General features: G+C 42.3%; 18 protein-coding genes. 5 read left to right on the top strand and 13 right to left on the bottom strand.

The window, feature by feature from the left end:
* Position 1: 1 nt before the first annotated feature.
* From TW85_RS02785 to TW85_RS02735, 11 genes are all read right to left on the bottom strand, one after another.
* Positions 2-1,474, bottom strand: a complete 1,473-nt coding sequence (locus TW85_RS02785) for a 5'-nucleotidase C-terminal domain-containing protein (RefSeq protein ID WP_046015547.1) — start codon at positions 1,472-1,474, stop codon at positions 2-4.
* A gap of 271 nt (positions 1,475-1,745) precedes the next feature.
* Entirely contained in the window at positions 1,746-2,975 is a 1,230-nt protein-coding gene (locus TW85_RS02780; protein WP_046015546.1) for an extracellular solute-binding protein, read from the bottom strand.
* Between the two features lie 114 nt (positions 2,976-3,089).
* Complete coding sequence (locus TW85_RS02775) at positions 3,090-5,060, bottom strand: beta-galactosidase (RefSeq protein ID WP_046015545.1); 1,971 nt, start codon at positions 5,058-5,060, stop codon at positions 3,090-3,092.
* Between the two features lie 3 nt (positions 5,061-5,063).
* Complete coding sequence (locus TW85_RS02770) at positions 5,064-5,945, bottom strand: SMP-30/gluconolactonase/LRE family protein (protein WP_084616081.1); 882 nt, start codon at positions 5,943-5,945, stop codon at positions 5,064-5,066.
* Entirely contained in the window at positions 5,945-6,586 is a 642-nt protein-coding gene (locus tag TW85_RS02765; protein ID WP_046015544.1) for a 2-dehydro-3-deoxy-6-phosphogalactonate aldolase, read from the bottom strand. Before TW85_RS02765 ends, TW85_RS02770 begins: the two co-directional genes overlap by 1 nt.
* Positions 6,583-7,602 carry a 2-dehydro-3-deoxygalactonokinase gene (locus tag TW85_RS02760; RefSeq protein ID WP_046015543.1) on the bottom strand — a complete coding sequence of 340 codons (1,020 nt, stop codon included), beginning with the start codon at positions 7,600-7,602 and terminating at the stop codon, positions 6,583-6,585. The genes TW85_RS02765 and TW85_RS02760 overlap by 4 nt, the downstream gene beginning before the upstream one ends.
* Positions 7,599-8,378 (bottom strand): SDR family oxidoreductase, encoded by a 780-nt coding sequence (locus TW85_RS02755; RefSeq protein ID WP_046015542.1) that lies wholly within the window; start codon positions 8,376-8,378, stop codon positions 7,599-7,601. The genes TW85_RS02760 and TW85_RS02755 overlap by 4 nt, the downstream gene beginning before the upstream one ends.
* Entirely contained in the window at positions 8,378-10,165 is a 1,788-nt protein-coding gene (locus TW85_RS02750) for an IlvD/Edd family dehydratase (protein ID WP_238326156.1), read from the bottom strand. The genes TW85_RS02755 and TW85_RS02750 overlap by 1 nt, the downstream gene beginning before the upstream one ends.
* Positions 10,166-10,200: 35 nt before the next feature.
* Positions 10,201-12,333 (bottom strand): alpha-galactosidase, encoded by a 2,133-nt coding sequence (locus TW85_RS02745; protein WP_046015541.1) that lies wholly within the window; start codon positions 12,331-12,333, stop codon positions 10,201-10,203.
* Between the two features lie 4 nt (positions 12,334-12,337).
* The gene (locus TW85_RS02740) at positions 12,338-13,189 is read right to left on the bottom strand and encodes a carbohydrate ABC transporter permease (RefSeq protein ID WP_046015540.1); all 852 of its coding nucleotides are present in this window, start codon (positions 13,187-13,189) and stop codon (positions 12,338-12,340) included.
* Positions 13,189-14,064, bottom strand: a complete 876-nt coding sequence (locus TW85_RS02735) for a sugar ABC transporter permease (protein ID WP_046015539.1) — start codon at positions 14,062-14,064, stop codon at positions 13,189-13,191. Before TW85_RS02735 ends, TW85_RS02740 begins: the two co-directional genes overlap by 1 nt.
* Before the next feature lie 280 nt (positions 14,065-14,344).
* Here TW85_RS02735 and TW85_RS02730 point away from each other — a divergent pair, with 280 nt between their 5' ends.
* The 4 genes from TW85_RS02730 (at position 14,345) to TW85_RS02715 (ending at position 20,760) form a co-directional block, all read left to right on the top strand.
* Complete coding sequence (locus TW85_RS02730; protein WP_046015538.1) at positions 14,345-15,127, top strand: IclR family transcriptional regulator; 783 nt, start codon at positions 14,345-14,347, stop codon at positions 15,125-15,127.
* A 57-nt stretch (positions 15,128-15,184) separates the two neighbouring features.
* Complete coding sequence (ugpC, locus tag TW85_RS02725; RefSeq protein WP_046015537.1) at positions 15,185-16,288, top strand: sn-glycerol-3-phosphate ABC transporter ATP-binding protein UgpC; 1,104 nt, start codon at positions 15,185-15,187, stop codon at positions 16,286-16,288.
* 103 nt (positions 16,289-16,391) lie between these two features.
* On the top strand, positions 16,392-18,392 hold the full coding sequence (locus TW85_RS02720; protein ID WP_046015536.1) for a methyl-accepting chemotaxis protein: 2,001 nt from the start codon (positions 16,392-16,394) through the stop codon (positions 18,390-18,392).
* A gap of 181 nt (positions 18,393-18,573) precedes the next feature.
* Complete coding sequence (locus TW85_RS02715; RefSeq protein ID WP_046015535.1) at positions 18,574-20,760, top strand: hypothetical protein; 2,187 nt, start codon at positions 18,574-18,576, stop codon at positions 20,758-20,760.
* A 139-nt stretch (positions 20,761-20,899) separates the two neighbouring features.
* On the opposite strand, the gene TW85_RS02710 is transcribed toward TW85_RS02715, so the two are convergent.
* The gene (locus TW85_RS02710; RefSeq protein WP_046015885.1) at positions 20,900-21,529 is read right to left on the bottom strand and encodes an isochorismatase family protein; all 630 of its coding nucleotides are present in this window, start codon (positions 21,527-21,529) and stop codon (positions 20,900-20,902) included.
* 326 nt (positions 21,530-21,855) lie between these two features.
* On the opposite strand from TW85_RS02710, the gene TW85_RS02705 reads away from it, so the two are divergent.
* On the top strand, positions 21,856-22,380 hold the full coding sequence (locus TW85_RS02705; protein ID WP_046015534.1) for a hypothetical protein: 525 nt from the start codon (positions 21,856-21,858) through the stop codon (positions 22,378-22,380).
* A gap of 58 nt (positions 22,381-22,438) precedes the next feature.
* On the opposite strand, the gene TW85_RS02700 is transcribed toward TW85_RS02705, so the two are convergent.
* Positions 22,439-23,218: a 4'-phosphopantetheinyl transferase superfamily protein gene (locus TW85_RS02700; RefSeq protein WP_162197489.1), complete on the bottom strand. Its 780-nt coding sequence runs from the start codon at positions 23,216-23,218 to the stop codon at positions 22,439-22,441.
* Positions 23,219-23,305 lie beyond the last annotated feature (87 nt).

Raw genomic sequence — 23,305 nt, 5'->3', positions numbered from 1 at the left:
CTTATTCAGGTGTTAAATCTTCTAAACGGCCATCAAGCGCTACATTCACATTTTCCTGACGCTCAATATAATCCGACACTATCGTCCATAACAGGCGAGTCTCTTTTAAAGTATAGGACTCAGATTTATCTTTAAACATCTCATATTCATCTCCACCTTTTAATAAGTAGCCGGATAAAGATAGCGTGTAGTGACGCTCTTCGAGTGGTTTTCCTGCAACATTAATTTCTAATACCCGATCGAAAGGCTGACGCGATAAGTCATAGCTTACATTAAAGCCAGAAATCTGAAGGAAACGCCCTGATAAAACATCCACCTTACTTAAGGAGTTTTCCATCATGGCGAGAATCTCATCGGCATTCACTTCAATGGTGTGAATATGATCACCAAAAGGAAGTTCGCGATTAATATGAGAACGCTTTAATATTTGCCCAACTGGATACTCTCTATAGCCTCGGATACTACCACTATTAATGACAGCTAATTCGGTTTTTGCATAATCTCGCATGCTGTCAGCAAACAAATTACCTATTGCAGCTTCTTTTGTACGAATATTTTCACGTAAAGAATTAAGTGGCGAAGCAAGAACACCTAGTTCATATTCTAAAATAATATTCAGCCTATCTATATACCTTTGCACGGTTTGATCAACAGACTGACTTTCTTGATTATCTCGATAGCTTTCAATACGCCCACTTGCTTGAGCATGTTTATCCTTAAAATCAATCACAGCGAGATCACCATCATGGCCGCCACTAAATACTTTTATTGGTGTTGAGCGAGTATCAATATAGTCATCACCCTCTTTCGCTACCAAAACTAAATCAAGCGGCTCATAAGCACTGTCATCAAGTTTTTTAATTACATCATTTTCGGTAATTAAAATGACTTTATCAGCCCCTTCTTCTCTTAATGTTTTATCTAGCTGCTGAATTGAGTCAACAACATTTAATACTGACACCTCTCCCTGTAAATACGTCAGATTAATAGAGTCATCCAATATTGTTATAAATCCAAAACTAACATCACCGGCATCTAATAAATAATGTGGAAAAGTACCTTCTACTGGCTCATTGGTGCGCTTATCAAGTAAGTTAGATAACACCATAGGAAAACTAGCTTCACTGGATCTTAATGTCAGTTGATCAATGCCGTTAGCAAACTCTCTTTGATTTACGGCAAATAGACTTACTTGCATATGATTAAGCACATCAATCATATGCGCGCCAGAATCATAGTTAGATAAGGCATTAGGAAACAAGCTATCCCCACCATGGATAAAAAGCACTTCTCCATCACTATCTTGTCTTAACTCGCTGACAAAGCCTGCCAATCGACTCAGGTTTGGTTTTTCTGGGGCAATCAATATGTCGGGTAAATTAGAAGTAAACACCAAGCTTGCTGCCATGCTATGAACAGAGCAAAACATACTTGATAGAATAAGAGAGACTGTAAATAAAACACGCTCTTTCATAACAATTACCTTACATTGATTCAGGTTCTAAGTATTTATCAAAAAGCCTGATCTAACTATGCTTATTTTGTAACATTTAAGGTGACTTAGTAAGTTCTTTGCGCATTTTCAAGCTAATTTCCAATCAATTAGCCTTCAACCTAATAAAAAGCTTATTACTAAATATTCAATTAAACAGAGCAGCTAATAAGGTGAGAGCATTTTATACTGCCCTAAAACGACAAAAAGCAGCACTCTAATAGAGCACTGCTTTTGCATCACAAATGAAAGTTTATTTCACTTTAAAAGTACGCTTACGCACTTTCTCAAGACGCTTCAAAATCGCATCCAAACGCTCAGGTTTAACCATAAACTCTTGGAAACCTTTCATACCTTCCTTCGCCATACTCGGAGCAGTATCTCGGTCGTAGAACTGAGCAGTACCCGCAGCATTTGATAACATATTCACACCTTTATTAAGGAAGTAGTTATCAACAGCTTGCGCATCCTTATGCGGCGGTATTTGTAACAAGGCAGCATTAACCAAAGTTTGGTTGTCAGCTCGCGCCATAAATTTCAAGAACTTACGAGCGTCTTCTTTGTTCTTAGCTTTGCTAGGAATATGCACTGTATCCATAGGCGCATCTTCTGCCATAGGAATACTTGGATCAATTTGTGGGAATTGGAAGAATCCCATTTTGCCATCCAACTCTTTCGGGAAGTTAGGCGTAATGAAATTACCAATTAAGTACATAGCAGCATCACCGTTATACATAAATGGCTGAGCTTCTTGCCAAGAGTATGAAGCATGGTTTTCTAAGAAATAACCAGGTTCAACCAATTGCTTCCAGTTCTCGAAAGTTTTACGTACACGTTCGTCTGTGTAAGGGATTTTGCCATCCATTAGATCAATATGAAATTGCAGACCATTAGTACGTAAGTTCAGATAATCGAACCAACCCGCCGCAGTCCAAAGGTATTTTGTACCGATCGCAATCGGAGCAATTTTATCTGCTTTCAATGCCGCAGAGACAGCTAAAAACTCATCCCATGTTTTTGGCTCACTTAGGCCGCGAGCTTCAAAGATATCTTTACGATAGTAAACGCCCCATTGGTAATAAGTGTATGGAATACCCCATTGTTTATCATCAATTGTCATGGCAGCTTCTGCTGTGCTCATGCTTGAGTGAAGATCTTCGCTATCCCAAATATCACTCACATCTTCAAACATGCCACGTTCAACAAAGGTCTTCATACGGTTACCCGCATACCAGAAAACCAAATCTGGTGGAGACGTTGCTAACCAGTTTCGTATTGCCGTTTTATAACCTTCTTTGTCGTATAAGTTGTACTTAATTTCGACATCCGGATTTTCAGCGGTAAATTTTTCAACGATTTCAGCAAAAGCTTTTTTCGGCGCTGGATCGGCCTGGTCTGAGTTAATGACAAGCGTACCCGCTTGTACCGACCAAGCTGCTGCAGCCATAGCTGTACCAGCAATTAAAGACTTAATGGTTTTCATGTTGAGTAGATCCTCACTTTTATTTTTATAAAACGGAACACGGTTTCAGTATTAAGTAAATTTTCACTTTCGTCAATAAATGAAACCCAGTTTCAGTTTATTTTTTGTACATTTTTACGATTTCAACCAGATACTGATACCCGCCGGCGCAACCTGGGCTTGTCCAATCAAGCAAGTTGCCCCTAATGGCACATAATTCGCTGCGCTTTGTCCGTAATTAAAGACAAATATCAGCTTGCCGCGATGGCGCATTCGCACACCTTTAGGTAAATAATAGACAGGTAATTCCGCCTGTCCCGCAAGCTTTTCAAAACAGCTTTTTAACAAGGCCTTGTCCAAACAAGCACCTAAATAAAAACGCTTATCCTCACCCACAAGAACAGGCTGACCTTGTTCATCCTCAAGATGAACGGCTAACTCAGTATTTATTTGCTCACGCCAATGTTTAAGCTGACCTTGCCCCCAAGCACCATTAACAGAGGGCTGGGTATGCTCAGGTAAGGCATCAACTCGCTCAACTTGAAGCGGCATTAATGTTTGTAGTTTGCCAGGCGCCAGTTCATCTGGAATTTGATAATCAGACGTTTTACTGCCAGAGCGCGGTCCAACCAATAAAACACCTTCAAATTTATCAAGCGCCTTTTGCAGCATGTCATCAATCACGACCTGCGCTGGTAATACCAACATTTTATAAGCACTCAAATCACTCTTAGGCGAGATAATATCGATACTTAAACCAAGCTCTCTTAGAGATTCATAAACACGGTAACACCAGAACAAATAACGATATGCCTGAGACTGAGGCTGAATATCCAACGCCCAACAGGCATCGTAATCAAACATCAAAGCAACGCTACCGGCACTTGGCAAAGCTTCTAGTTCATCCTTATCTAGACCCAATTGCTGGCTTAAATGATTAATTTCATCGGAAACTTGCTGAGCCTCAAAAGCCGCTTCTGCTTTAGAAGCATCAGGCCTTAATAAACCAGAATGCATTTGCTCTTGGGCAAATGGGGCTTGTCGCCAGCGGAAATAAGAGACTAATTCAGCCCCATGGGAAAAGGCTTCCCAAGTCCAAAGTCTTACCGCACCATCGGCAGGGGTTGGGTTATGGGGAGCCCAGTTAACCGGCCCCGGCTGTTGTTCCATAATCCAAAGGCGCCCTTTACCACAGCCACGATATAAATCGTGATGGAAAGCACCAAAGTCAGGATGACCTGTACGTAAATACGTTTGTTTTTCTTCGTCTTGGTAAATCGCTTCTTGATCAAGAAAGCCAAGGGGATAAGTATCCCAACTTGCTACATCTAGATCTTGCCCCACCTTGTGATGGTCAAAAGCGGTAAAGAACCCCATATAGTTATGTACCAGATCTCGCCCTGGAGAATACTCACGCAAGATATCGGCTTGTAACTTGTTATAGGCAACCACTTGGTCAGAACAACAGCGATGGAAGTCTAATCTATGGGCAGGATTAGCCTCTGTAACCGTCAGATTAGGCAGCTCAATTTCGTCAAAGCTTGCATATTCCATGCTCCAGAAAACATTACCCCAAGCCTGATTGAGGGCCTCAATATTTGAATATTTCTCTGCTAACCAAACTTTAAAGGCAGCAAGATCCACATCGGCATAACTTAAAATAGTATCGTGACAACCGTATTCATTATCCGTTTGCCAAGCGACAATCGCATCATGAGCACCGTAACGCTTAGCCATATCCGTCACAATTCGACGACACTCTTGGCGGTAATCAAGGCTCGCAAAGCTATAATGACGACGAGAACCAAAACCTCTTGGTTGGCCTGCTTCATCACAAGCGAGCATACTAGGATGCTTATCCACCAGCCACTTAGGTGGTGTGGCTGTTGGTGTCCCTAAAATCACTTTAAGTCCAGCATTCCCTAAGACTTCCAGAGCATCGTCTAACCAATCCCAGGTATATTCACCCTCAACACCTTCAAGGCGACTCCAGCTGAACTCACCAATACGCACATACTCAATGCCTATCTCAACCATGGCTTTAACATCAGTCTGCCAACGAGATTTAGGCCAATGCTCAGGGTAATAACAAACACCTAATTTCATACTTTATGCTCCAGCAAACGCTTGGCCCGGCGCGCCACTTACGTTTATGCCTAAGGTTTTAAATAAATTAATGGCGATGACTTGTCCTGCAAAAGGCTTATCCGCAGGGTTTGCCTCACCTACACTGGCTGAAGTGACAAATAAAATATCCCCCTTCTCTCCGCCAAAGGCACAGCTTGTTGGGCACTTAAAAGGCAGATCAATAACATGCTTTGTCACCCCTTCTGGGGTATAGCACACTACTTTTCCTGCGCCCCACATGGCATTCCACAGATTGCCATCAGCATCTAAACAAGAGCCATCTGGACCAAAGCCCTCTGGTGTTTTGACAAAAGCAGCATCACTTCTTACATCTCGAAAGTTAGGCCAAGGGAAAGCATGTATTTCCCCTTTCATTGAGTCAGCAAAATAGAAACGCTCGCGAGAGTAGTCCCAAGCAAGCGTATTGGAAATGCCAATATCATCTAATAAACAGGTCTTTTGACCCGTTTGATCAACTTGCCAAAGACGGCCCGTTTTTAGTGTTTCATCATCATCCATAGAGCCAACATAAAGCACACCATCCTGATCACACTTAGCATCATTAAGACGATTATTAGGTCTATCTTCATCAAGCTTGCACAGATACTCTAAGACTTCTGTTTCAGGATCAAAATAAGCAACGCCGTCTGCTAGACAAAGTAATAAGCGGTAACTTTGAGTAGTGAATACCGCTGAGACTTTTTGATCGAAGCGCCAACTTTTTCTTAATCCACTGGACTGATGCCAACACCAGACTTCTTGTCCTAGAATGTCCACCCAATATAAAGCTTGGCTGCGCTGACACCAAAATGGCCCTTCGGCCAATTGGTGCTGCTTAATACTCACAGAGGTCATGGATAACATTAGCGTGCTGCCTCAGAAATAGCCTGCCAACCAGCAACAAATGCTTTGGCATTTTCAGATGTAGTCGCCACGCTTTGACCTGCCTTATACAAGGCAGACCCTAAGCCAAACCCCTGAGCGCCCGCATCAATATAAGCGCTCATATTGTCAGGTGTTACACCACCTACTGGGCAAATTCGAACACTTTTTGGGACAACCGCACATATAGCAGAAATGACTTTCGGTGATGTCATAGCCTCAGCGGGAAAAAGCTTAATCGCATCCGCTCCAGCTTCCATTGCCGCAAAAGCTTCGCTAGCGGTAAAGAAACCAGGGAAAGCATATAAACCTGACGCTTTTGCAGTTCGAATCAGCTCCACATCCGTATGCGGGCAAACCATAAGTCCAGCCCCTATTTCGACAAGCTTCTCAACTTGTTCTTTACGCATTACAGTACCAGCACCAATTAAAGCTTTATCACCATATTTTTGCTGTAGCATTTCAATACTTTTAAAAGGCTCAGGCGAGTTAAGAGGCACTTCCAAAATACTAAAGCCTGCGTCAATCAAAGCTTCAGCATGGCCCAATACCTCTTCCGGTTTAATTCCTCTAAGAATAGCAACCATAGGTAATTGGGCCATTAATGTTGAAAAGTCTTTCATTGATTACACTCCCCTAAATTTCGTTCTTGGTTATAAGTTTGAAAGCAGCCTTGGTTTTGCTCTGCTAAACACTTGAGGCCGCGAATACTGGCTTCTCCCGCCTCAATAAAAAGATGTTCCACCCCAAAAAATTCCAAGGCGATGGCATATCTATCACACAGAGCTCGACTACCAATAAGATGTACTTTTTCAGCCTTTTCAGTGTTAGAAGCTTGTATCGAAATAGCCTTTAACATGTCCATTGCATCATGACCTATGACAACACCAGACAAGTAATCCCGCACTTGATCAGGGCTAAGCTCATTACTGATGTAATTACTGCGCACACTAAAGAGATGGTGCAATAGTCCACCTTGTTGCTGACTGGTAGCTAAACCTAATTTAAAGGCCTCAGCATCTAAGGTTTCTGAGCTAGGTAAACCTCTGACCAAGCTGGAATCACGATTGATATTGGCAAATAGCTCACCAGAGAAAGTGGTAGAAAATTGTTTGATTTGCCCTTTCTCAATACGCACCCACTTACAGTGAGTACCCGGCATGCAGCACAAAACATCTTCATCGGATTGCTGGCTTTGTAACCAATCAAGCACACCTAATAACTGGGTTTCTTCACCACGCATTATGTCGTTACTGCCACTGATACCAAGTCCTTGTAAGCCAGGTACGATGGCCACAGGGCAATCTAGATCCGTCTCTAACCAGTGCAGTTTTTCACCTAAGGTATCTAGGCTAAGCGGGCAAGTTTGATATTCAACTTCTTGCCAACCAGTGCGACTGCCTACCATGCCGGCCATCAAAATAGGCAAACCTTGCTGAAACCAGTCGCCCGCTAAATTAGTCAGCACGGTTTCAAACTGGCCAGGTACAACATTTAGAATGCCTTTATTACTCTCCCTGTGATCGAGGGAGTTGCCATCGTGATCAAGCAAATAAGCACGTAGATTTGACGTTCCCCAATCAACAGCAATACAGAGATAATCCTGTACTCGCGCTGATTCCTGAGACCCTGTTTTCATAAACGGCCACCATCTACCACCAGGCTTTGCCCAGTAATCATGCGGCTATCATCGGCTGCCAAAAAGAGCACAAGATCCGCCACATCTTCTGGCTGAATCTTTTCCTGTAATGCTTGTTGCTGCATTAACTCAACTTCTGCCTCTGGCGTCAGCCAAAGGGCTTTTTGTTTCTCTGTCATGACCCAACCAGGTAGTACGGTATTGACTCGTACCTTAGTTGGTCCGAGCTCTCGTGCTAACCCCTTGGTTAAACCACTTATGCCTGCTTTTGCTGTGACATAACCTGGGTAACCACTTAGGCCTAACATCCAAGAGTTAGAACTCATATTAATAATGCTGCCACCACCGGCTTCAGCCATAAGTGGTGCCACTTTCTGTGCCGCAAAAAAGTGGTGTTTCAAATTAACCGCCATACATTGATCAAACTCATCTGAGCTTAACTCTGCCAAAGTATGTCTATGATCATTCGCGGCATTATTAACTAAGGCACGAATCGCTCCCCAGTCATCAAGTCTTGCTTGTATTTTGCTTTTTAGCATCTCAATATCAGTGAGATCCACCAGCTCAAAATGCGCCTTTAGAGATTGAGAGTTAAGGCTTTGGGCGAGCTTGTTACCGGCCTCTTCATCAATATCAAAGAAGCTCACAGCACAGCCTTGTTTTGCCAAAGCAATAACCAAGGCTTCCCCTATTCCCGATGCACCACCAGTCACTAAAACATGGCGTCCATCCAAACTAGGGTAATGGGTTGAATTTTCTATTTGAGCTTGGGACATTAATGAGACTCCCTTTTGACAACAGAACCACTTTTACCTACTAGGAAGTCAAGGTCAGCCCCTTGGTCAGCCTGTAGAACATGGTCGATATAAAGCTTGGCGTAACCCCTATGATATTCACTTTCTTCCGGCTGCCATTTGGCTTTACGGGCTTGCATGTCTTCATCTGAGATATGCAAATGTAGACTGCGACCCGCCACATCTAAGGAGATCTCGTCACCATTTTCAACTAAGGCTAAAGGGCCACCAATAGTCGATTCTGGTGCAACATGTAACACCACGGTACCAAATGCTGTGCCACTCATACGGGCATCACTGATACGCACCATATCGGTAATACCTTGCTCTAATAACTTGCTTGGTAGTGCCATGTTGCCCACTTCAGGCATACCGGGATAACCCTTAGGACCACAGCCTTTGAGTACCATGATTGAGTTCGCATCTATGTCTAACTCAGGGTCATCAATGCGGGCTTTATAATCTTCAATGTTTTCAAACACCACGGCTTTACCCTTGTGCTGTAACAAAGCAGGCGTAGCAGCACTTGGTTTAATGATGGCACCCAGCGGTGACAGGTTACCGCGTAACACAGCAATACCTGCTTTTTCTCTCAATGGATTATCTAAGGTTCTAATCACATCGTCATTGAAGCACTCAGCTCCTTGCATAGATTCGCCTAAGCTCACACCCGTGACAGTCTTAGTATCCATATCAAAGAGGTGACGCATTCTTTCAATCAAAGCAGGGAAGCCACCAGCATAATGGAAGTCTTCCATGAGATATTTACCCGATGGCATTAGGTCAACAAGACAAGGAATTTCAGCCCCAATTCTGTCCCAATCATCTAGGCTTAAGTCCACACCAACACGGCCAGCAATGGCTAATAAATGCATCACAGCATTGGTTGAACCACCCACAGCAGCATTGGCTCGGATCGCATTTTCAAACGCAGGCTTGGTTAGAATATCAGACGGTTTTAGATCTTCTTTTACCATTTCAACAATACGTCGACCGGTAAGGTGAGAAAGCGCTTGGCGTCTTGCATCCACTGCAGGCAAGGTACCGTTTTCTGGTAAAGACATGCCCAAGGCTTCAACCAAGCAAGACATAGTTGAGGCTGTCCCCATCGTCATACAAGTACCGCGAGAACGAGACATGCCAGACTCAGCACGCATGAACTCGTCAAGGCTCATATGTCCACCACGCACTGCTTCACTGAATTTCCAAACATCGGTACCAGAACCAATATCTTGGCCACGATACTTACCATTTAGCATAGGGCCAGAAGACACTATGATAGTAGGTAAATCGACCGAGCAGGCACCCATCAGTTGCGCAGGCGTTGTCTTGTCACAACCTCCTAATAACACCACGCCATCGATGCCGTAAGCACGCATAGACTCTTCCACATCCATGCTCATCAAGTTACGGAATAACATAGCGGTCGGCTTCATTTGGGTTTCGCCCAAAGACATCACGGGGAACTCAAGTGGCACACCACCGGCTTCCCATACACCACGCTTCACATATTCAGCCAGCTCACGCAAATGAGCATTACAAGGAGTGAGCTCACTCCAAGAATTACAGATACCAATAATCGGTCTGCCATCAAAGCTATGATCAGGTAAACCTTGGTTCTTCATCCAACTACGGTGAATAAAGCCATCTTTATCTAACTTGCCATACCATTGCTGACTTCTTAATGGTTTACCTGCGCTAGGTTTCTCATCATCAAGGTTAACCAGATTTAATTCTTCTAGTGTGGATGGCTTCTTGTTATCAGTCATTTGATCTTTCCTCGTGAATACTTAAAACAGCGTACTCAGCATGCTTCTATTGCCAGCAACAGCAGAGATTCTGGGTCTAAAATGGGTAATTGCAGGCCTAGCTTGGTTAAGCTGGCACCATTGAGAATGAGGTCTTGCCCCCACCAAGCAGGCATAGCTTTCATTAAATGATTAGGAATAGGACTATGCTCTAGCACCTTGACCCTATAATTTTGGGTAGGAACTAAATTAGGCAACTTCAGCGGTAAAGGTTGCGCCTGTTTTGGCATGGTCATTTGGCAATAAACCAGCACACCTTGAGTCGCCGCATCATTCACTGCCCAGTTCGCTTGAGCACAGCCATCAGCACTTGGTAAGCGCCAATTGTTGCCCTTATGAAGCAAGTCACGATTCGACTTATAATGGTTTATCCAACTGGTAATATTCGCCTTTTGCTCTGGATTGGCTTCTAACAAATTCCATTCGATACCTAGATGCCCAAGCATGGCGGTGCCTGCTCTAAAATTAACATCATGAATACGACTGGTTGTGTGGCTCTTATCAGGGCCAATATGAGACCCCATCACTTCCGGTGGGAAGAAATAACTAAAACCACGCTGGATAGATTGCCTTTCTAAAGCATCATTACAATCTGATGCCCAAAAACGCTTACAGTAAGCCAAGATACCAAAATCAACCCGAGCACCACCCGAAGAGCAAGATTCAAACTCAACCTGTGGAAAAGCCTCATTAAGTTCGCCAAATAAACGATATAAGGCCTGCACTTGTGCATGAGCTTTAGGCGCAAGGTCTGTTCCCGCTTGGCTATAATCACGGTTCATATCCCACTTCACATAAGCAATATTGTGATCGCCTAGTAAGCTGAAAAGTCTTTCGCGAATATATTGGTAAGCCTCAGGATTAGCGAGATCCAACACCATTTGATAGCGGCCCATGACATTAGAATAGTCACTTAATTGCAGGGCCCAATCAGGGTGTGCTCGATATAGGTCTGAATCTGGGTTCAGCATTTCTGGCTCAAACCAAAGACCAAACTCCATCCCTAGCTTGTTCACATGGTCAATGAGGGGCGTTAACCCTTGCGGGTATTTCGCTTCATCTATATACCAGTCACCCAGGGCAGCTCTTTCGCCATTACGGCCTTTAAACCAACCATCGTCTAAAATATAGCGCTCTACTCCAACCTCAGCCGCCGCATCAGCTAATGCTTTTAACTGCGTCATATCATGGTCAAAGTAAAAAGCTTCCCAAGTATTTAGGTGAACAGGCCTTGGCTTTTCAAGCTTTAGAATACTACGAGCATGTTGGTGAAACGCCTGACTCATTGGGTTTAAGCCAGCGTCACTGTTACTAACTAAAAGGTCTGGCGTCGAGATTGACTCACCTTTTTTAAGCTTAATTTCACCCGCTAAATAGAGCGCTTCTGCCTGCACATATCTATGGCCTTCCAAGGTGTAATCTGCTTTTAATCTGTGATTACCACTTATAGCAAGGTGCAAACCATAGACATCCCCTGAAAGCTCAGAGAAAAACTCATCTCCGACAATCAGCGAAGGGAAATTTGCGTGAGAATTACGCCCAGCACGGTTTTCCTGTACCCAGGTATCAAACCATGGAGAAATCTGTTGCTGAAACTCCTGACACCAGCGCCCATAAAAGCTCATACGTTTGGTAAAGTGAACGGGAACTGGCATGGTCAAAGCCAGACGCTGAACATCTAGCTCCCCTTCACCTAAGTTAGTCACTCTCAGGCTTTGCTTGAACATACCTTCTTGAGTTAAGCCTAAACTTAGGCAGACACTTAATTGAGCAAGATTATCAGACAAAAAAAGCTGATAACCCGCATCACGGCTTAATACCTTATCTAAGGACCAACGTGGTGCCCAAGTTGGCCTGTCGTTCGCGGCAATCTCCATAGCAGGAGAGCCTTGCCAACCCTTGCCCGCTTCTGGCAGTAAAGACAAAGGTGCAGGTTCATCCAACATAGCCTGTGGAATACTGGTTTGCTGGCTCAATCTTAGCGCAGCAAGATCAGTCTCTAGCGGCAAACTTGTGGCAAAATAAACAAGTTCGGGCGCACCTTCTTGAGGACAATAAATGACTAGGGCTTTACCTGCCACATCTTGTCGAAGAAAATCAGATTGCAAGTTCGTTTGTGTATTTGTCATAGCATTAACCCTTAGTCGCGCCGAGTGTCAGGCCTGCGATAAAGTGTTTTTGCATGGCGAAGAAAAGAATAACAGGCGGTAATGCCGCAACAATTGACCCTGCAGAAATCAGCTGCCAAGAAGCTAACCATTGTCCCATCAAAGCACTAATGCCGGCAGTCACTGGTCGTACTTCATCACTTTGTACTAGCACTAATGCCCAGAAATAATCATTCCAAATAAAGGTAAAGATCAGAACAGACAAGGCTGCAATCGCAGGTCGTACTAGCGGTAAAACCACATGCCAGAAGATCTTCCATTCACTTACCCCTTCAACACGCGCTGCCTCTATCAGTTCATCAGGTAAACCAACAATAAAGTTACGCATAAAGAGGGTACAAAAACCGGCTTGGAAGGCCACATGGAACAAAATCAAACCTGTCGCTGTATCGTATAGACCCATAGAGATAGTCAGGTCACGTACAGGAATCATCAGAATTTGAAAGGGTACAAAGTTGCCACCAATAAAGGTCGCAAACAAAAGGACATTACCGCGAAACTTAAACTTAGCTAAGGCATAACCCGCCAAAGTAGAGATAGCAACGGCACCGATAACAGCAGGCACAGTAATCATGATGGAGTTCAAAAGGTAACGCGCCATTGGCGTCGAGGTGAAAACTTGAGTGTAGTTCTCAAGTATCATCCACTGCTCGGGAATGCCCCAGTAGTTACCCATATTAATATCAGCAACAGAGCGAGCTGATGTCATCATTACCGCAATTAAAGGCAATAGCCACAGAATAAGGGCAACCCAGATCGCAGCGCGATAACTGATATTGACCGATTTTGATAATTTTTCTATTGGAGTTGGAAACATTAGGCTTTCTCACTCTTCAGCATGCGCCATAGGAAGTAGGCAATATAAACATCCATAATTAGGAACAAGACAGTTGCAATAGCAGCACCGTAACCGACGCGATAATTGAAAATAGACTGCTCATACATGAAATAGGCAAGTACATTTGATGAACCAAAAGGTCCACCTGCCGTCATGGTCGCCACCAAGTCGAAACTACGCAAAGCTCCAATGACAGTGACAACGATTGCGATAAAAGTCGCTGGTTTTAATTGAGGCAAGATCACATGCCAAAGCATTTTCCAACCGTGCGCCCCATCAAGACGAGCTGCTTCTAATTGGTCTGGACTTAGGTTATTTAAGCCTGTGAGATAAAGAATCATGCAGTAAGCGATTTGTGGCCAAAGACCTGCTGCGATAATGCCAAAGGTCACCCAATTCTCATCGGATAACACAGCAATAGGCTCAAAGCCTAAACTGGTAAGGGCAATGTTAAACAAGCCGTAACTTGGGTCGTAAAACCAAGCGAACACAAGACCAACAACAACTTGAGAGATAACAAAAGGGAAGAAAAAGAGGGATTTAACTAATCGAATGCCTAAGACTTTTTGATTCAAAAATAAGGCAACAGCCAAACCCAAAGGCGGTGCTAACATGTAAAACACCATCCAATAGATGTTGTTTTTCAAAGCTAACCAAAACTGTTCATCTTCAAACAGTTCAAAATAGTTATCCAAACCTACAAAGGTCTTATCACCCAAACCGTCCCATTCATAAAAGCTTAATAATACGCTTTGACAGATGGGCAAGATCACATAAACCACAAACATTATGAGTGCAGGTGCTAAAAATAGCACAGGCATCCATTGCTGCTGTCTGCTGTGGAGCTTCTGCATGAAGAAATCACCTCTTATTTTTATCATTATTTGATGCCCTTAAAAGACGCCTGACATCACTTAAAATCAAATAATGGAACATAGTTTCAATTTTTGCAAGTTTTAAAATTCTCCCTAGTATCTTGACATTCTCATGTTTAGTACAAATAATGGAATGGAGTTTCATTTTTTGTTTTTTGTTTAAATATGTCACTTTTATTAATTAGGTTTGCTAGCCATATTCAGCGCAAGAGTAGATACTAAGCACCACTTTCATAAACCGAATTTTAAGGAGAAAAGAATGGCTGATACCGACGCTAAGTCCGGCGGCTCTTCGCTAAGCAAAGCCCTTATGGTTTTAAAAGAAGTGTGTTGTGCCCAAGATCCAATGCGCTTTGCAGACCTAGTGGAACGCTCTGAATTACCTAAAGCCACCGCCCACCGCATACTCAATACCTTAGTCGATGAAGGCCTAGTTCGCTTTGAAGATCACTCACAGCTTTATCATCCAGGTTACGGCCTGCTGGAACTTGCTCATAAAGCTTGGTCTAGCATGGATATCCGTGATCTAGCTGCTGACCAAATGAAAGCTCTTTGGCAAGAGACCGGTGAAACTATTCACCTTGCCGTACTGGATAGAAGCGAAGTGATTTATATAGATAAGGTGGAAAGCCAAAAAAGCCTTCGCTTATTCTCAGCGGTAGGTAAAAAAGGCCCAGCTTATTGTACGGGTGTGGGCAAGGCGATGATTGCCTACCTAGGTGAAGAAGAATTGGCAGACACCATTAGCAAGCAAAGCTTTATCAAGCACACAGACACCACACTTGATACAGAAGAAAAACTAAGAAATGAATTAGAAAAGATTCGCCAAACTGGCGTGTCCCTCGATATGCAGGAACACGAAGAAGGCATTCAATGTGCGGCTTCAGTGATTTTTAATTATCGCAACGAACCGATTGCAGCGCTAAGTATCACAGCACCTGTTTTTAGGGTAAATGATGAGCGTTTTGAATTATTTCAAAAACGCATAAAAGAAGCCTGTCAAGAAGTATCCAAACGTATGGGGGCCATGGCCTCCGCGTGATGTTGAGCTAAAGGCGTCACGCTTTAATCAAGCAAAACTATTAGGGTTTAACAGAAAATGGCAACCATAAAATTAAAAAATGTCATCAAGCGTTTTAATGAAGTTGAAACCATACACGGGGTAGATCTGGACTTACAAGACGGCGAATTTGTTGTTTTTGTTGGCCCATCAGGCTGTGGTAAATCGACTCTTTTAAGGCTTATTGCAGGACTTGAAGATATTACTGACGGCGATTTGCTAATCGGCGATGTCAATATGAACCAAGTCGCTCCCGCAGACCGCGGTGTTGCCATGGTTTTCCAATCTTATGCCCTTTATCCTCATATGACTGTTGAGGAGAATATGAGTTTTGGCCTTCGTATGAATGGCGCTGACCCAGCTTTAATCAAAGAAAGGGTAAGCCATGCAGCAGACATTTTGCAGCTTAAATCTATGCTTAACCGTAAGCCAAAACAGCTTTCAGGTGGACAAAGACAAAGGGTTGCAATTGGTCGTGCCATTGTGCGTGAACCAAAAGTTTTCTTGTTTGATGAGCCTCTTTCTAACCTTGATGCTGAATTACGTGTCGATATGCGTATTCAAATTGCTAAGTTACACCAACAGCTTAGTGCCACCATGGTTTATGTCACCCATGATCAGGTTGAAGCGATGACACTGGCCGACAAAATCGTTGTTCTTAAAGACGGTAATGTTGAGCAAGTAGGCTCACCTATGGCTCTTTACCATAATCCAGTAAATGAATTTGTTGCCGGCTTTATTGGCTCACCAAAAATGAATTTCTTAGATGCTAAAGTCAGTGCCGTCAATGCACAAGACCTCACTATCAGCATTGGTGATCAACAGATTACCCTGCCAGCTATCGCGAATACTTGTAGTGTTGGCGACAAGGTCAAAGTCGGCGTTCGTCCAGAACACCTAACCGCTCATGACGAAGACTCTAGCTTTAAAATCCAAGTGTCAGTAGATGTAGCAGAACATTTAGGTGGCGTGAGTTTCTTATATGCTAGCTACCAAGGTAAGAGTTTAACCCTTGAAGTATCAGGTAATGACTTAAGCCGACACGGTGATCTCATTGATGTTGGTGCACAACTTTCTCATTGCTACTTATTCAATGAAAAAAGCCAATCTATTCTCGAAAGGCCTGTGCCAAGCCGCAGCTAACTAAGAAGGCGTAACCCTCTGGGTTACGCCTTTTTTTATCCCTTATAACTCATATACGTTAAACAAGGTGTTTGCTTCCAATTGTCGATAGGTGGGTCCTAAGATGAGAGTTACTGTTGTCCAAAAAACCGTTATTGGCTTTATTATCTTGTTATTGCTCATGCTTTCCCAAGCGGTTGTGAGCTTTATGAATCAAGCAAGTCTCTTGTCCCAGCAAGCATTCCAGCTCGATTCCTTGATGCCTATTAGCAATAACATCAACCAGTTATCCAAGCAGCTACTACAGGCAAATAAGCTCACTATGCAGCACTTGTCCACCACAGAAGCGACGCAAAGACAAAGCATTCAGACTGACTTTGAAGAGATTAGAAACCAATTTAGCCAAACGCAAACATTACTTGAACAACAGCTAATTGATTACCCCGAATTAGAAGACCAGCTAGCTTTGGCTCTCCCTGCCAGCGAGCAAACCTTTGGCTTAGGTTTAATGCTACAGAATGACAACAACCTTAAAAGCAGCCAAGAGGCAGCACTCGTCTCTGCCTTAGAGAATTTCAAAGAAGAATGGGAATTTTATAATTCGGATGTAGAAGAACTAACGCTAGATTTAAGCCCAGATGAGGCCTTATCTGACCGTTTTAGCTTTCAATTTATGGATCAAATCAACAGTGAGTTTGTTGGCGATATCAATATCACCTTGGCCATTAGTGACAAATTTGAATATGAACGCGTACTAGCACTACAAACAGACAGATATGCCGCCATGTTAAACACTTTAAAAGAGTTAGGCAGCTATCGCGATCTCATTCTCGATAGGATGCAGTTTTATATCGACTTCATGGACTTCACTCTAAAAGACCCAGACGGTGTATACGCCAAGCTAGCGCCAGTGATAGCCCAGCAGAATCGCAGCGTGAATTTACAAAAATCTCTTGCCGAACAAGTAAATTTAGCAGACATTCACTTCTCTCAATTAAGCCAAGCAATTAAGAGCCTGTCTCAGCAAACCTACGAATCCACCGTCAGTAGCAATCAGAACTACAGCCAAATACAAACCATCTTTTTGGTAATTTCATTTAGTGCTGCACTCTTTATTGGTTTCTCGACAGTAAATAGCATTAGACGCCCCTTATCTTTAATCATGAAGAATCTAGCGAAAATGACTCAAGGGGATTTAACTAACAATATCCATCTCAACAAAACCGATGAATTTGGCCAAATTGCCACTCAAATAAATACATTAAGAAACAAGCTTATTGATATTATTCAGCAACTTGCGAATGTTTCAGAAGAGGTTGCTGGGGTTAGTCAAAAAACGAGTTCCAATAACCAAAAAACCGACAAACAGATTAGCTATCAGCACCAAGAAACCAATGATATGAAAAGCTCCATTGAAGAGCTTCATAACTGCGCTAGCCAGGTAGCTAATCATGCTCAGACCTCTAACCAAGAAGTACAGCATTTGCATAAATTGGCGCAAGCAAATAGTCAAAGTATTAACAATAACAAACTATCGGCAGACAGAATGGGCATTGAAATGCAGCAAGCCAATCAATCCATTGCTTCTTTAGTTAAAGAAATTGCAGGTATAGGGGATATTGTCAGCAGCATCCAAGACATTACCTCACAAACAAACCTGCTAGCACTAAATGCCTCTATCGAAGCCGCCCGTGCTGGTGAGCATGGCCGTGGATTTTCCGTTGTCGCAGATGAAGTAAGAACCTTGGCCAGCAGCACTCAAACTGCCACTCATGATATTGAAAGCATTGTCGAACAGCTAAAACAAAGTGCGGACCAAGTACTCAAGGCAATGGCCACCAGCCAGTCAGAAACCGAATCCATGGCCAATATCGCCGAGCAAATTAACGCCTCTTATAGTGAGCTCAGTGAAGCCATCAATGCAGTCAATGCATCCAACCAATCCATCAGTGAAGCTGTCCAAGTGCAAAACACACAAGTGGACTCTATTAATGAAAATATCCAACGCATTGTGACTGTAGCAGATGATATTGCGCAATCCTCTCAAGCCAATAACCAACACAGCCAAGACTTAGAAAGCTTAGCAAGCAAGCAAAAATCCTTAGTGAATGCTTTCAAGCTCTAATAGAGAGCAAAGACCATCAAAAATCATTAACAAAATATTTATTGTCAAAATTCATTTTATTTTTTTGACAATAAATATTTTGCCAACTAGCTTTATCTCATCTGTATTCCTTTTCAGGTTTGGCGTTCTAGCCACATTTGAAAGCTGTATTGGGTACTAAAATCCAGATCAGGGATGAGGCATGCCATTATTAACCAAGCCCACTAAAGATAAGAGTGAAGAACAAGAAGACCTATCTAAGGTCAGTATTTATTCTTCTTTATTTTCAATTATTTACCAAAAAGCGAAACGCTTTTTAGTGCACCTAGGCACTAGCAAACGCAGTCAGATAAAAGAGCAAGAACACCTATTAATACGGGGCTATAAAGGCGCAGGTAAAAGCCTTTTAATCAAACAGCTGGCTCAGCATTTGACAGAAAACGGGAATCAAACCTCAAGCCAAGAGCCCAATACGAAAACGTCTCTCATAGTGAGGCTTAACGAATATGAATACGGTATTCGCTCTATCAAGGATCTATGCTCACGTATCAGAAGTAAATTAAGAAGCACCCATTCAATAGAACTAGCTGAACACTTCCACCCTAAAGAAAACATTAGCTGGCCTAGTCTGATTGAAGAGATAAACAACACCAATAGCAGACTGATTCTCTTGATAGACAACTTAGATATTCTTTTAAAACAACTAGATAAATCTGACAATTTATTTTTTGTCAAAAATATACTAACGATTGAACAGCCATATTATCGCTTGATTGCCAGTTGTCAGAAGGATAGCCAATTAGCCCAACCCTTTGTCAGCTTGGATATCCCACAATTAGACAAGACATTGGCCTATAAACTACTGATTAGTTTGCTTCATAAAGACATGCTGCATAAAGCGCCAAGCCAAGCTAACAAGGCCCTGAAGAATCAATCGAGTGAGAAGCAATCAAGCGAGGGACAATCTAGTGAGGGACAGGTCAACGTAGAGCAAAAATATCAAGTTGAGCAAAACTGCCTCAACTTTACAGCTAACAAGTTAGAGGCGGTAAGGCGTTTTGGCCATGCCAACGCTCAAACACTAGAGTATTTTTCCCAAGCCTTATTAGATACCAGCCTACAAACCAGTCATCACTATTTGCGTTATGTATTACGTCATTATCAGGCTCAATATGACTTTAAAATGCAGCACCTTTCCTCTCAGCAACAGCTAATAGTGCATACCCTAGCCAGCCATTGGCAGGCCATCAAGGTAGCCCAGCTTACTCAAGAGTGTGATCTTGCCAGTAAAACGATTTCGGCCCAATTAACCCAGCTAGAAAAACAAACTTGGGTAGAGAAAATCCCCAGCCAAAATAAAAATCTCTTTTACCGAATCACGGACAAGCGCTTTCATATCAGTTACTTAATGCGCTTTTCTTCTCCACAAACACAAACGTTAATTACCCACAGCCTTAATACGCTAAGTTATTTCAGTCTGTCGATTCCCTATATGGACGAATACAAGGTTCAACAAAATAACACAGTGGTTCGCTCTCGCTTGCAATCACTGGCTTATCAGGAAGCTCTTAAAACAAATGAAGATGTTAGCCAGACAGAGCTAGAAGCATTATTTCATCATGCATTTTTACAACAAGGCGAAGGTGAAATAGACGGCCAAGCCTACTGCGACAGTGCTAGCCAATACTTTAAGGCGCACTTACCGGGCGAGCGCTTAAGTTTTTTATTAACCGCTGCAAGCAAGGGTTATGAGCAGGCTTACCTAGGTTTATTGAGCCTATTTGATTTAGCTAATACAGAACTTGAGGCCAACCTTGCTTATCGTATCAAGTTAGCCATTTGCCAACTGGCTCAATCTAAGGGTTTTAACGTTGAAGATAAGCTGGTCTCCCTATATCTCAGTCATGCACAAGAAACAAAGCAGGCTTACCGGCTATCCATGCAAGTCGTCATTGTGCAGGCGCAAGAGACCTCTCCTTTGCTCTTAATCCAAGCAAGCTTTGCCACCCTATTAGAAGGCTGTCGTAAGCAATCTCATTCTTTATTAATGAGTTACCTCAAATTCAAGACCCTAAAAAATGAGCAAGAAAGGATAAATATAGAAGCTGAATGGACGTTAGAAGAGACTTGGTTAATGGAGTTATTACTCCTTTTAATAGCCAAAAAGGAGTGGGATTTTTTTGATCGGCTTATGTCTGAAAATAGTGAGAAAAACACCTACTTAAGAAGCTACTTTTTACCTATTTACCATGCATTTCTTGTCCTTAAACCAGAGTTATCAGATCACCAGAAAGATGAGCAACTGGCTCGGCCAATCGAGTTATCCGATGCCTTACCCCTAATAATCAATGCTGTTAAAGAGACAAGGAGAGTCTACCTAAAACAGTAAAACACCTTTTTAAATCAATGAGTAAAGAACACTATAAGAAGAATAAAGAAAGGGGGAAATAAAGCTGCTATTAAAGAGCAGCTATTTCTAGGGAAGGTGAACAAACCAAAGAAGCTTGTCATCTTCCCTAGGTATTTTTTTAACTAGCGATCTCACTCACTGCCTGTTCTAGGCTTTTCACCGAACCACAGCGTCCTGTTACAAAACCCAGTGTGCCTTGATGCTCTTCCAAGCTAAAGTCTGCAATCGCGTCACCAATAACAAAAGACTTTATATCCATCATAAAAGCATCCAGCGCTGTTGCTTGCACACCTATGTGTCCGTAAATTCCGCACACAATTAGCTGATCTCGACCTTCTTCTTTAAGAAAATCTAGCAAAGGTGACTTTTTAAACGCACTGTAACGCCATTTAGTATATTGAATGTCATCACTTTCTGGCGCTAACGCCTCGATAACTTGGGTATCTTGCTTTAAGCCTGGCCCCCAAAAGTCTGTAAGTAATGCTCGTTCTTCTAAATCTTGGTTTGCTGGCTGCGCCGTATAAATGACAGGAATACCAGCGGCTTTAGCGACTTTCTTCAGTTTCGCAATATTTTCAACAAGGGCTGGCACAGGGCTGGCTTGTGTATCAAAGAAATTCACAAAGTAATCTTGCATATCATGAACAAGCAGCACTGCCTTTTCTGGGTCAATTGTCCATTTAACCTTATTCGCAGGAAAGGTTTCTGTTGCAGGCAGTTCATACTGAGCAATTCTTGGGATAGCCATTGTCTTTCATCATCCTTATTAAGTTTAGCTTTTATTGATAATAATTATCATTCGCGCAATATTAAATCAGTCTGACATCCAAAAGCAATTGATAATACTTTTTATTAAAGGCATAGGTTATCCAAAATTCTCAAATCTAAAACTTACCTTCACAGCAACTACAAACAACACAATTAGTCATTAAACTACTATCAAAATTAATTAGTTATAACTAATTTAGAGAAATGAAACGTTTCGTAAATTGAGTTGAATCTCATTCAATTGAAGATTAAATTGCTACGCATAGTAAGCGTTTTTTAAAAAAGTAATATAAATAAGGAAGTTAAATGTTTAAAACATGCGCAGCAATCTCTACAGCTTTATTATTAACAGCTTGTGGTTCCAATGTTAACTACACTGATGTTGGCCAAACTTACTTTGAAACTGAAGCGGCTAAATACTCAGAGGTGCAAGTTTCTATTAATAGCGAAAACGAAATAAAAGCGACTGGTGCAGGTTACATGTCTAATGCCGAAGTTGAGCAGTACGTAGGGAGCAAGGTAAGAGATTATTTAAATGATAATGATCTTAATGCAAAAAATAGCGTTGATGTAAAAATGAATATTCGAATTGAGCGCATCTATTCTTGGGGTGGAACAGCTCTAGCGAAATTAAGCTATTTTGCAGATGTAAGCTTAGTTAGTAATGGTGAACAATTAGGTTATTACAATCGCTCAGGCACAGTTAGTGACCAATCAGTAGGCGGGAACTTCAATACTATATTCGCAAAGAATGATGCCAATGATGAGCCTAAATATATTGACTCAATCGTAAGCTACATTCTTGAGGATCTGCCAACTAAACAGTTGTAAATTAAATCTTATGGAGATGAAGTTTAATAACAATATTAGGCTTCTTCTCTCTCAACTTTCAAGTCCTGCCATCGAAAAGAGCTAGTGTGAACCAACTTCGACTACCAGTTATTTTTTCGAACTCAATTGGTAGTGAAAAATACCTCACATTGAGCTCTTTACCTGCTTTCCAAACATGATTTAAAGACGAAACTAGGCGAAATTTTAAGTTTTTTTCAATGGGATCAAAATTAATTAACTCGCAGGCTTCAAAGCCAAAGTACTCGCCAACACTAAGATACAAGGCTTTAAAAATCGACTCTTTTGCTGAGAAAATCAAGGTGACAAAACTTTTATTGTCAAAGTCATCAGGCTTATGATTCAGCCGTTTTTCTTTCTCTGTCATGATTTGACCCGATACATCACGGGCCAAACTCTCAGTCATCTCTTCTTCAATATCGATTCCGATACCTAGGTAACGACCTTTATCTTGAACCAACACAGCCATGGCAAAGCGACTAGAGTGACTAATGGCACCCAACACGCCTTGAGGCCACAAGGGCTCTCGGTTCTTACCCGTAGCAACCTCTTTATTCGCTATCTCGATAGCAAACTTGTGCTCCAACTGCTTCAAACCTTCGTTGGCACAGAAACGACCCGCTAAATACTCGCACTGGCGCTTAAGCACTGCTCCGTCTGCCACATTAAGCACAATGCCTTGTTTTACTAACTCGCCCCTCAACTCTTCCCTAAACTCTTCAGATACCTCAAGCACGATTAAGTGAGCAAACACATCGTGTGGCAAGACCTGCTTTAAAAACACATTAAGTTGAGATGAGAGAGGTGAGGAGTCGGGCAAAGCAAAATCCTTGTGAGAGTAAAGCATGACTGAAAACAGTAAAAGAAATTGAGAATGATTCTTATGAGGTGAATACTAACCTTTGCA

The sequence above is a fragment of the Marinomonas sp. S3726 genome (assembly GCF_000967665.1).
In the GTDB taxonomy this organism is placed as follows: domain Bacteria; phylum Pseudomonadota; class Gammaproteobacteria; order Pseudomonadales; family Marinomonadaceae; genus Marinomonas.
Note: the sequence above shows the minus strand (reverse complement) of the source record. Positions and strands in the feature narration are given on the sequence as shown.

What these genes read in the sequence shown, in the direction of transcription:
- TW85_RS02785 (WP_046015547.1), bottom strand. Translation starts at nt 1,474, where the DNA reads ATGAAAGAGCGTGTTTTATTTACAGTCTCTCTTATTCTATCAAGTATG.
- TW85_RS02780 (WP_046015546.1), bottom strand. Translation starts at nt 2,975, where the DNA reads ATGAAAACCATTAAGTCTTTAATTGCTGGTACAGCTATGGCTGCAGCA.
- TW85_RS02775 (WP_046015545.1), bottom strand. Translation starts at nt 5,060, where the DNA reads ATGAAATTAGGTGTTTGTTATTACCCTGAGCATTGGCCTAAATCTCGT.
- TW85_RS02770 (WP_084616081.1), bottom strand. Translation starts at nt 5,945, where the DNA reads ATGTTATCCATGACCTCTGTGAGTATTAAGCAGCACCAATTGGCCGAA.
- TW85_RS02765 (WP_046015544.1), bottom strand. Translation starts at nt 6,586, where the DNA reads ATGAAAGACTTTTCAACATTAATGGCCCAATTACCTATGGTTGCTATT.
- TW85_RS02760 (WP_046015543.1), bottom strand. Translation starts at nt 7,602, where the DNA reads ATGAAAACAGGGTCTCAGGAATCAGCGCGAGTACAGGATTATCTCTGT.
- TW85_RS02755 (WP_046015542.1), bottom strand. Translation starts at nt 8,378, where the DNA reads ATGTCCCAAGCTCAAATAGAAAATTCAACCCATTACCCTAGTTTGGAT.
- TW85_RS02750 (WP_238326156.1), bottom strand. Translation starts at nt 10,165, where the DNA reads ATGACTGATAACAAGAAGCCATCCACACTAGAAGAATTAAATCTGGTT.
- TW85_RS02745 (WP_046015541.1), bottom strand. Translation starts at nt 12,333, where the DNA reads ATGACAAATACACAAACGAACTTGCAATCTGATTTTCTTCGACAAGAT.
- TW85_RS02740 (WP_046015540.1), bottom strand. Translation starts at nt 13,189, where the DNA reads ATGTTTCCAACTCCAATAGAAAAATTATCAAAATCGGTCAATATCAGT.
- TW85_RS02735 (WP_046015539.1), bottom strand. Translation starts at nt 14,064, where the DNA reads ATGCAGAAGCTCCACAGCAGACAGCAGCAATGGATGCCTGTGCTATTT.
- TW85_RS02730 (WP_046015538.1), top strand. Translation starts at nt 14,345, where the DNA reads ATGGCTGATACCGACGCTAAGTCCGGCGGCTCTTCGCTAAGCAAAGCC.
- ugpC (WP_046015537.1), top strand. Translation starts at nt 15,185, where the DNA reads ATGGCAACCATAAAATTAAAAAATGTCATCAAGCGTTTTAATGAAGTT.
- TW85_RS02720 (WP_046015536.1), top strand. Translation starts at nt 16,392, where the DNA reads ATGAGAGTTACTGTTGTCCAAAAAACCGTTATTGGCTTTATTATCTTG.
- TW85_RS02715 (WP_046015535.1), top strand. Translation starts at nt 18,574, where the DNA reads ATGCCATTATTAACCAAGCCCACTAAAGATAAGAGTGAAGAACAAGAA.
- TW85_RS02710 (WP_046015885.1), bottom strand. Translation starts at nt 21,529, where the DNA reads ATGGCTATCCCAAGAATTGCTCAGTATGAACTGCCTGCAACAGAAACC.
- TW85_RS02705 (WP_046015534.1), top strand. Translation starts at nt 21,856, where the DNA reads ATGTTTAAAACATGCGCAGCAATCTCTACAGCTTTATTATTAACAGCT.